The sequence below is a fragment of the Streptomyces sp. NPDC048411 genome (assembly GCF_040704695.1).
GTDB lineage: Bacteria > Actinomycetota > Actinomycetes > Streptomycetales > Streptomycetaceae > Streptomyces.
Window position 1 is genome coordinate 1 of record NZ_JBEZKL010000202.1, and the last position, 9,082, is coordinate 9,082.

Genomic DNA, 9,082 nt, shown 5'->3' on the forward strand with positions numbered 1-9,082 from the left:
CGGATCTCGGCTGCGTGCGGCTCCGAGGAAACAGGGATGGCCGGCATCTGATCAAGACCTTCCATGGGTCGGCAACATGCGCGAAGGCGCCCCCGCCCGGGCCTTGCCAGTGAAGAAGGGGTGACTCTCGGCGGAGATCTCCACGTCGATGACGGGATAGGTCTCGCCGTCGTCCCACTGGATGGTCTGCTCGCTGGAGGCGGTGGACCGGGTCAGGAAGGCGTAGCCCGCGGAGCGGTCACGGAAGACGACGGGATGGTAGGAAGGGTGCTTGTCCTGCTGCATGCCTGCTCCTGGGGACGTACGTACGGGCTCGGCTCAGCCCAGCCTCGCGAACGAAGCCGGGGGGCGCGATCGCAGACGGTCCGTACGGGGGGCGGGGCCGTGGCCCGATGCTTGCCGGGCCCGTCCGGCGCTTGAGGGCGGACCCTCAAAGCCGTCATGGGGCCCGGCACGCCGGACAGGTCACCGGCATCCCATGTGCTGCTTCACGGCGGGCCACGCCTCCACCCCGTCCGGGGTGCGGACATAGGCCCTGGACAGGTCGTCCGTCAGCCACAGTTCCCAGTCGTCCAGGTGGTAGCCCGTGGAGCGCGCACCGGTGGGCATCGTCACGTCCCCGTCGTACTCCGAGGTGAGCATGCCGGACGGGAGTACGCCCTTCGGGTCACGCGCATAGACCTTCCGGTCGGCCGAACCCTCCCCCGAACCCGCGCCCCATTCAAGGAAGTTCGCCTCCTGCCAGTCGCAGTGCGCCTCGCCGGCCGAGCTGTTCAGCTCGGACACGGGCACCCGGTGGCCGTCCTTGTCGGTCCAGACCCGGTACGGCAGCTTGTCCGTGTAGCTCGACGGCAGCTCCGCCGGGTCACACGAGGCGGCGGTCTCCGGACCCCAGCCCGGGCGCCCCTTGCGGTCCTTGGCGACGACAACGGCGATCTTCGTCCTGCGGTCCACGTCGAACGAGTACAGGACCCGGTCCGCCTCCTCGCGTTCCACGCGATAGCCGTACTGCGGCAGATCGGGCTGCTCGAACTCGAAGTACAGCTTGAGCCCTTCCTCGGGCGTCGCCCCGCCGTCGCCCTTGCTCCAGGGTTCACTGCCGCCGCCGGAGTAGATGTCCCCCGCGCATTCCAGAGCGCGGCCGGCTGCCCCCGATTCCGTCTTCCTCGCCCGCGGGGTGTCGGCTTCGACGTTCGGATGCGGTACGTCGAGCGGGCCGCTGTAGGGCGTGGCCGGTGGACTCCCCTCCGTCACGAGATCCTCGGAGGCACCCCCGCACGCCACCACCGACAGCGCGGTCACCAGGATCACCACGACCGTTCCGCTCGCCCTGCCTCTGTTCATGCCCCGCCCCTGTCCGCCCTCGGCCCTCGCCGCTTGCCTGTCGGACGCGCCGGGCGGTGTAACGGTTCCGGTGCGCGCTACCGGCCCTGCGCCGCCTCCACCGCGTCGGCCACCAGCGTCAGGAACCGTGCATGGGCCTGCGGGCTGCAGACCGGTTCCGGATTCCACGGCACCACCGCGGCCGCCCGCTCCAGGGCCGACCAGTCAGCGTTCGACCGGAGCCGGTCCAGGGGTGTGGCATTGGACCGGATGTCGGTGAGCAGGATCCTGGGACGGAGGGCCGCCGCCTGCGCCCAGCCGACCGTGGACCAGTTGGCACCGGGCCCGGCGGCCGGTTCGAGGACGTCGACGCCCAGTTCCGCCAGTACGCGCAGCTCCGGCCACATGCGGGGACGCGCGAGATGCGCCTGGTCCTGCCCCGCCGGTGACAGGGCGAGGACCCGGGGCCGGGACGGGCCGGCAGCGAGACTGCGCAGCCGCTCCCGGGCTGCTTCCAGGTCCTGCGTCGCCGGCGGCCCTCCCTCCTCGGCCCCGAGCGAGCGGGCGAGCTCGGCGAACCGGTCACCGATGTCGGCGAGGGTGCGTGCCTGGCCCACGTCGATCACGACGACCGGAACGTGCTCCTCCAGGTGCTTGGCGGTCTCCGGGGCCAGCCCGTAGACATGCCCTCCCCCGTAGCTGACGGCCACCACGAGGTCCGGCTCGCCCCGCAGGAGGGTGTCCACGTCCAGGACGCTGCCCGCACCGAGATAGTCGACCTCGGTGAGCGGCAGCGATCCGGTCTTGGCCCCGTCGGGCGACTCACCGTCGTGATCCGATCCGAAGATCCCGCTCGGACGTATCCCGTGGTCCCACAGCGTGGCCCCGGCCTGGACATAGGCGAGCACACGCGACGGGCGCCGCCCGGCACTCGACAGTTGTCCACGGTCGTCGGAGAACTGCCACTCGGTCCGCTCGCTCACATCGCACACCCTTCTGCACCCGACTGCCCGGCCCCGGTCCGGCTCGTACACCACTACCTGCCCAGGTCCTTGCCGGGGCATCCCTCGGCGGGGCGCCGGTCCCGTACCCGCTGTCGGCCCGGCGGGCCGAAAGTCTCTCCTCAGAGGGTCTTGGGACAGAGCTCGTCGTCCACGATGTCCAGACCCGCCAGGAATGCCGCAGCCGCCGGTGTGGGGCGGAACCGGCTCCACACCAGCCGTTCCGTCCGTGCGGGCGCATTGCGCACCGGAAGCACGGTGAGCCCCGTCAGCTCCGCCGCGAACGCGGCGGGCAGGAGAGCGACGACCAGGCCGCTGCGTACCAACCGGACGATGAAATCCGTTCCGCTGACCTCGAACGCCACTTCACGGGTGAGTCCGCACGCCTCGAAGGCCTCCTCCGACTGGGCGCGGGCCGCGGTGCCGGCGGGGTAGTCGACGAACGTCTCCCGCGCCAGCCGCTCCAGGTCCACCTGGGACTCGTCGGCCAGCGGGTGGCCGGGCGCCACCACGGCGGCGAGTTCCCCGCGACCCAGCTCGCGGTCGCGCACCCCCTTCAGCCGGTAGCTCGGCAGTACACCGAGAAACGCCACGTCGAGCGTCCCGTCCTGCACTTCCTGGACGAGGTCCTTGCTCGCCCCTTCCCTCAGGTCGATACGGACCTTCGGGTGGCGGAGATGGAACTCCCGCAGTGCGGCCGGGATGTCGACCGCGGAAAGCGTCGGGATCGCTCCGATCCCGAGACGCCCGCTGATTTCCCCCGCCGCTGCCGTCACCTCGGCGCGGGCCCGCTCGGCCGCGTCCAGCGCCTGCCGGGCCGCGGGCAGGAAGGCCTCACCGGCGGCGGTGAGCCGGACCTGGCGGCTCGTGCGATCGAACAGCCGGGCGCCGAGCTCCTTCTCCAGACGGGCGATCTGATGGCTCAGGGCCGACTGGACGACCAGGCATTTCTTCGCGGCGCGCGTGAAGTTTTCCAGCTCCGCCACCGCCACCACGTACCGCATCTGCTGAAGCTCCATACATCTATCGTGAATCACGATCGATCGAATGAAAAACATGTGTTGGACTCATGGATGTCCGGTCCCCGAGGCTGGGGGCATGGCTCACTCCACACAGGCGCTACGGCGCAGCCCGGCTCTGCCGATCCCGCCCGAGGCGTCGCCCGTCCTCGGCCGCGGGCTCGTTCTCCTGATGGCTGTCGCGGCCGGACTCTCGGCCGCCGGCAACTACTTCGCACAGCCGCTCCTCGACGTGATCGAGGCGAATCTGCACATCGGTGTCACGGCGGCGGGGCTGATCGTGACCGCCGCCCAGGGCGGATACGCGCTGGGCCTGATCCTGCTGGTTCCGCTCGGGGACGTCATGGAGCGCCGAAGGCTGGCGGTGGGCCTGTTCGCGCTGACGGCGCTCTTCCTGCTGCTGACCGCCGGTGCCCCCAGTGGCCCCCTGCTGATCGCCGGGACGGCTCTCACGGCGCTCACCTCCGTCGGCGCCCAGGTCGTGGTGCCGTTCGCGGCGACCCTTGCGGCTCCGGCCGAACGCGGCAGGATCGTCGGCCTCGTCATGTCGGGAGTCCTGCTGGGCGGCCTGGTCGGGCGCCTGGCCTCCGGCGCGCTGTCGGAGCTCGGCGGCTGGCGGACTGCGTACTGGGTGAACGCCCTGCTCATGGCCGCCATGGCGGTGCTCCTGCACCGCCATCTGCCCCGGCTGCCCCGTTCGGACGACACGGCCCCGATGGGTTACGCCGGGCTACTGCGCTCCACCGTCTCCCTGCTGCGCACCGAGCCCCTGTTGCGCTGGCGGTCCGCCGTCGCCGCCTTCTCCATGGCCTCGTACAGCGTGCAGCTGACCGCGCTGACCTTCCTGCTGACCCGGGCGCCCTACAACTGGAACGCGGCCGCGATCGGACTCTTCGGACTGGTGGGCGTCATCGGTGTGGTGGGCATGAACTTCGCGGCCCGGCTGAGCGACCGCGGCCGTGTGCAGGCGGTCTCCGGGGCCTCGGCCGCCCTGCTCGCCCTCTCCTGGCTGCCGCTTCTCGCCGGCCAGTCCTCGCTGCTGTGGCTCGCGCTCGGCGTGATCTCGTTGAACGTGGCCCAGCAGGCGGCACTCAACAGCAGTCAGAACGTGATCTACGCGCTCCGGCCGGAGGCCCGCAACCGGATCAACTCCGGGTTCATGACCCTCTTCTTCCTGGGCGGGGCCGCGGGAGCCGCACTCGCCTCGGTGGTCTGGTCGCGCGCGGGCTGGACCGGCATCTGCGTCCTGGGCGGCTCGCTGGCCGCGGGCAGCTTCGTGCTCTGGGTGCTGGAGCGGGTACGGGTCCGGGCGCGCTGAGGTCAGTCGTTGACCGCGGTCAGCAGCACCACCGCGTCCTGCAGCGCCAGCAGTCCGTGCCGCTCGTGCGGGATGGGCTGCAGCCCTCCAGCGGTCACTTCCACATCGCCGGAGGCTGCGGTGAGGCGGACGGACCCCCGCAGGACCTGGAGCGAGGCGGCGGGCGGCGCGTTGTGCTCGTCGAGGGCCGAGCCCGCGGTGAGCGCGATGACCGTCTGTCGCAGGGGCTCCTGCCGCAGCAGCAGGTGGGCACTGCGGCCGTGCGGGGACGTACGGGCGGCGGCCAGATGCTCGTCGGCGAGGGCGTTGAGATCATCCATACGACCACTGTGCCGCAGCCCCGCAACCGCCGCGATCCGCCCGCGCCGCCGTCAGCGCGATGGACGTGTGGGAGAGCGAAAGAACTGTGCTCCGCACAGCAGCAAGCGGGGCCCGCGCATGCGGACCCCGCCGGTCGGACGGCTTCAGCGGATCGGGATCAGAGCCCTCCGGTGTAGAGGAGCCGGTTCGGCGAACCCGCGCCCAGGGACGACAGGACGTTCTTGGTCGACTGGTCGACGAGCCAGCGAGTGAGGTCGTTCGGCGTGGCGGCCGGCTTCCACTGCTTGTAGAGAGCGGCGATCCCGGCAACATGGGGGCTGGCCATGGAGGTTCCGCTCATGGCCACGGAACCACCGCCGAGCTTGGCCGATACGATCGCCGAGCCGGGGGCGTACATCTCCACGCAGGGGCCGTAGTTACTGAAGCTGGTCTGCCGGTCCTGAGCGTCGCTGGCCGCGACGGTGACCACGTGTGCCGCGCGGGCGGGAGAGATGGTGCAGGCGTCCAACGAACTGTTCCCCGCCGCGGCGACGGGCAGGGTCCCCCGGGCCGCAATGGCGTCGATGGCGTCGTCGACCGCCGCGGACCCCGGGCCGCCGAGGGAGGCGTTCAGGACCGCGGGCTGCTTGGCATGCCCGGCCACCCAGTCGAATCCGGCCAGCATCCCGGCCGCGGTCCCATTCCCCTTGCAGTTGAGAACGCGCACGGCGACAAGGGACACCTGTCGGGCGACTCCGTAGGTGGCACCGCCGATCGTGCCGGCCACGTGCGTGCCGTGGCCATGGCAGTCCTGACCGGCGTGACCGTCGGAGACGGCATCGAATCCGACGACGGCGCGCCCCCCGAACTCACTGTTCCGGGTGTCGATTCCGGTGTCGACGACGTACGCCGTGACGCCCCTGCCGGTGGCCGTCACGTTGTACGCGTGGTCGAGCGGAAGCTTCCGCTGGTCGATCCGGTCCAGTCCCCAGCTCGCCGCCGTGAGCGCGGAGCGCGACGGCACGGCGGCGGACGCGGCGGGCGGCTCGCTCACGGTGACCGCGGAGTTCTCCTCGACCGCCGCCACACCGGGTGACGAGCGGACTGTGGCCAGCTGAGCGGGGCTGAGCACGGCGGCGAAGCCGCGCATCACACTGTTGTATGTGAACATGGGCTTCACGCCGAGCTGCTCCATGGCGGAGGACGCCGAGTACTCTGGCTCGAGGGTGACGATGTACTGCCCCGGAACGGCCCGCGCGGAACGTTCCACCACGACGCCGCCGTCACCCGGAACGGCGGCGGCGGCGTAGGCACTGCTGATCAGCGGTACGAGCAGCAGCAGGGCGGCCGACGCCCATCGTGTACGCAAACGCATGCATGACTCCTGGAATGCCTGGATCGAGCGCGAACAAGAGCGGACACCTGTCCTTCGTCCGGGACCCACTGCCGCCTTGAGCATGATCATCCGGACAGCGCAACAGGTCGCGTCAACACCATGTCTGGTGGGGCGTCATCTCTGTCCTCCCTGGCGCGGTGACCTGCTCACATCGTGGACGAATCCATGCCGGATCCGGTCGGGGGTCTCCATAGAATTGGCGCTGCTCCCCGCGCCGGTGACACTCCCTCACGGCGTTCGCCAGGTGATTGGAGATGATCCGACCGGTGCTTCAGCCCATCGATTTCAGCCCGGCGGACGGCGCCCGGGGCGTGCTGCCCTCCTGGCCTGCCGGGGTACCTGCCCTGTGGATCGTGGACGCGGTGCGGCACGGTGATGCGGCCGAGCGGCTCGCGCACGGAATTCTCGACGCCGGGGAACAGCGGCGTGCCGGGAGATTCGTCGCTCCGGCCGACCGGCGCTGCTATGTCACGGCCCATGTGGCGCTGCGGATGCTGCTCGGCGCCCGGCTGGGTGTCGAACCGCGCGAGGTGCGGCTGGTCCGTGAGCCGTGCCCGTCCTGCGGTGGTCCGCACGGCCGTCCGGCGACCGACGGCGGGGTGCATTTCTCCCTGTCGCACAGCCGGGACCTGTCGCTGCTGGCGTTCGCCGCCGCGCCGGTCGGGGTGGACGTGGAGGCGGTACCGAACGGCACGGCCGCTGCGGACGTCGGGGCGATGCTGCATCCGGCGGAGGTAAAGGAGCTGGCAGAACTCCGCGCGGAGGACAGGCCCGTCGCCTTCGCCCGGGCGTGGACCCGCAAAGAGGCCTATCTGAAGGGCGAGGGGATCGGGCTCGCACGCGAGCTCTCGCTGGACCATCTGGGCACCGGGCCCGTGCCGGAGCCCGGCCCCCCGGGCTGGACCGTCACCGATGTGCTGGTCCCGGCCGGGTACGCCGCCGCCGTAGCGGTGCGTACGGCCGGGCAGCCACCGGTCCACGTCGGCCATCGGGGAAACTGATCCGGCGGGCAAATCGCAACGACCGATCGATACGGAGGAGTGGGCAGATGCCGCACGAACGAGCCGGACAGCAGGCACGTCCGGAGGACCTGACCGATGTGGCCAGGCTGGTGACGGCGTATTACACGTTGCATCCCGATCCGGCCGAGCCGGACCAGCGGGTGGCGTTCGGCACCTCGGGTCACCGCGGGACGTCAACGGCCACGGCGTTCAACGAGGACCACATCGCCGCGACCAGTCAGGCCATCAGCGAGTACCGTGCGCAGCAGGGCACGGACGGTCCGCTGTTCCTCGGATCCGACACCCATGCGCTGTCCGAGCCCGCACGGGTCACCGCGATCGAGGTGTTCGCCGCCAATGACGTGACTGTGCTGATCGACTCCGCCGACGGCTACACCCCCACCCCGGCGGTGTCGCACGCCATCCTCGCCCACAACCGGGGCCGGACCTCAGGTCTCGCCGACGGCGTGGTGGTCACTCCGTCGCACAACCCGCCGGGCGACGGCGGATTCAAGTACAACCCGCCGAACGGCGGCCCCGCCGGGTCCGAGGCGACCGGCTGGATCCAGGAGCGGGCCAACGAGATCATCGCGGCCGGCATGAAGGACGTACGGAGGCTGCCGTACATCCGCGCGCTGGCGGCGCCGACCACCTCCACGTACGACTTCCTCGGCACGTATGTCACGGACCTGCCGTCCGTGCTCGACCTCGACGCGATCCGCGCGGCCGGGGTCCGGATCGGCGCGGACCCACTGGGCGGCGCGTCGGTCGCGTACTGGGGCCGTATCGCCGAGCAGCACCGGCTCGATCTGACCGTCGTCAATCCGCTGACCGACCCCACCTGGCGGTTCATGACGCTGGACTGGGACGGCAAGATCCGGATGGACTGCTCCTCGCCGTACGCGATGGCGTCGCTGATCGGTCAACGGGACCGGTATCGGATCGCGACGGGGAATGACGCCGATGCGGACCGGCACGGCATCGTGACCCCGGACGGCGGGCTGATGAACCCGAACCACTATCTCGCCGTCGCCATCAACTACCTGTACGCGCACCGTGATCAGTGGCCGGACGCGGCGGGCGTCGGCAAGACCCTGGTGTCGTCGGGGATGATCGACCGGGTCGCCGACGATCTCGGACGGCAGCTGGTCGAGGTGCCGGTCGGCTTCAAGTGGTTCGTGGACGGTCTGGTCGACGGGTCGCTCGGATTCGGCGGCGAGGAGTCGGCCGGCGCGTCGTTCCTGCGCCGTGACGGATCGGTGTGGACGACCGACAAGGACGGCATCATTCTGGCGCTGCTCGCCTCGGAGATCCTCGCCGTGACGGGGAAGTCGCCGTCCGAGCACTACGCCGGGCTCACCGCCCGCTTCGGCGAGCCCGCGTACGCCCGCATCGATGCCCCCGCGAACCGTGAACAGAAGGCGGTACTCGCCAAGCTCTCACCGGAGCAGGTCACGGCCGACACGCTGGCCGGCGAACCGGTCACGGCGGTGCTCACCTCGGCTCCCGGCAACGGCGCACCGATCGGCGGCATCAAGGTGACCACGGAGAACGCCTGGTTCGCCGCCCGCCCCTCGGGCACCGAGGACGTCTACAAGATCTACGCGGAGTCGTTCCTCGGGTCCGATCACCTCGGCCGGGTGCAGGACGAGGCCAAGGCCGTGGTCTCGGCGGCACTGGGCGCCTGAGCGGTCGGGAGGCCGCCTCCCGTGCGACGCCCGGTC

9 protein-coding genes are annotated in these 9,082 nt (G+C 70.8%); 3 read left to right on the plus strand and 6 right to left on the minus strand.

The features are described from left to right. Nucleotides 1–51 precede the first annotated feature (51 nt). The 4 genes from AB0915_RS36500 to AB0915_RS36515 all read right to left on the minus strand — a co-directional run bounded on the left by AB0915_RS36500 (nt 52) and on the right by AB0915_RS36515 (nt 3,343). Nucleotides 52–285 carry a type B 50S ribosomal protein L31 gene (locus AB0915_RS36500; protein WP_366695314.1) on the minus strand — a complete coding sequence of 78 codons (234 nt, stop codon included), beginning with the start codon at nt 283–285 and terminating at the stop codon, nt 52–54. Between the two features lie 180 nt (nt 286–465). Continuing rightward, complete coding sequence (locus AB0915_RS36505; RefSeq protein ID WP_366695316.1) at nt 466–1,344, minus strand: hypothetical protein; 879 nt, start codon at nt 1,342–1,344, stop codon at nt 466–468. Between the two features lie 77 nt (nt 1,345–1,421). Then, entirely contained in the window at nt 1,422–2,306 is an 885-nt protein-coding gene (locus tag AB0915_RS36510; RefSeq protein ID WP_366695318.1) for an ABC transporter substrate-binding protein, read from the minus strand. Nucleotides 2,307–2,446: 140 nt separating this feature from the next. Further along, nucleotides 2,447–3,343 carry a LysR family transcriptional regulator gene (locus AB0915_RS36515; RefSeq protein ID WP_366695320.1) on the minus strand — a complete coding sequence of 299 codons (897 nt, stop codon included), beginning with the start codon at nt 3,341–3,343 and terminating at the stop codon, nt 2,447–2,449. A gap of 79 nt (nt 3,344–3,422) precedes the next feature. On the opposite strand from AB0915_RS36515, the gene AB0915_RS36520 reads away from it, so the two are divergent. Continuing rightward, entirely contained in the window at nt 3,423–4,661 is a 1,239-nt protein-coding gene (locus tag AB0915_RS36520) for an MFS transporter (RefSeq protein WP_366695322.1), read from the plus strand. A gap of 2 nt (nt 4,662–4,663) precedes the next feature. Here the strand turns inward: AB0915_RS36520 and AB0915_RS36525 are convergent, their stop codons facing one another. Together AB0915_RS36525 and AB0915_RS36530 are read right to left on the minus strand one after the other, a co-directional pair. Beyond that, a complete protein-coding gene (locus AB0915_RS36525; RefSeq protein WP_366695324.1) occupies nt 4,664–4,981 on the minus strand; it encodes a cupin in 318 nt (105 codons plus the stop codon). A gap of 158 nt (nt 4,982–5,139) precedes the next feature. Next, entirely contained in the window at nt 5,140–6,336 is a 1,197-nt protein-coding gene (locus AB0915_RS36530; protein WP_366695326.1) for a S8 family peptidase, read from the minus strand. 287 nt (nt 6,337–6,623) lie between these two features. On the opposite strand from AB0915_RS36530, the gene AB0915_RS36535 reads away from it, so the two are divergent. Then, nucleotides 6,624–7,358, plus strand: a complete 735-nt coding sequence (locus tag AB0915_RS36535; RefSeq protein ID WP_366695328.1) for a 4'-phosphopantetheinyl transferase superfamily protein — start codon at nt 6,624–6,626, stop codon at nt 7,356–7,358. A 47-nt stretch (nt 7,359–7,405) separates the two neighbouring features. Continuing rightward, a complete protein-coding gene (gene pgm / locus AB0915_RS36540; protein WP_366695330.1) occupies nt 7,406–9,046 on the plus strand; it encodes a phosphoglucomutase (alpha-D-glucose-1,6-bisphosphate-dependent) in 1,641 nt (546 codons plus the stop codon). The last annotated feature ends 36 nt before the right edge of the window (nt 9,047–9,082 follow it).

Coding starts and splice junctions, on each gene's coding strand:
- AB0915_RS36530 (WP_366695326.1), bottom strand. CDS start 6,336: ATGCGTTTGCGTACACGATGGGCGTCGGCCGCCCTGCTGCTGCTCGTA.
- AB0915_RS36520 (WP_366695322.1), top strand. CDS start 3,423: ATGGCTCACTCCACACAGGCGCTACGGCGCAGCCCGGCTCTGCCGATC.
- AB0915_RS36505 (WP_366695316.1), bottom strand. CDS start 1,344: ATGAACAGAGGCAGGGCGAGCGGAACGGTCGTGGTGATCCTGGTGACC.
- AB0915_RS36525 (WP_366695324.1), bottom strand. CDS start 4,981: ATGGATGATCTCAACGCCCTCGCCGACGAGCATCTGGCCGCCGCCCGT.
- pgm (WP_366695330.1), top strand. CDS start 7,406: ATGCCGCACGAACGAGCCGGACAGCAGGCACGTCCGGAGGACCTGACC.
- AB0915_RS36500 (WP_366695314.1), bottom strand. CDS start 285: ATGCAGCAGGACAAGCACCCTTCCTACCATCCCGTCGTCTTCCGTGAC.
- AB0915_RS36515 (WP_366695320.1), bottom strand. CDS start 3,343: ATGGAGCTTCAGCAGATGCGGTACGTGGTGGCGGTGGCGGAGCTGGAA.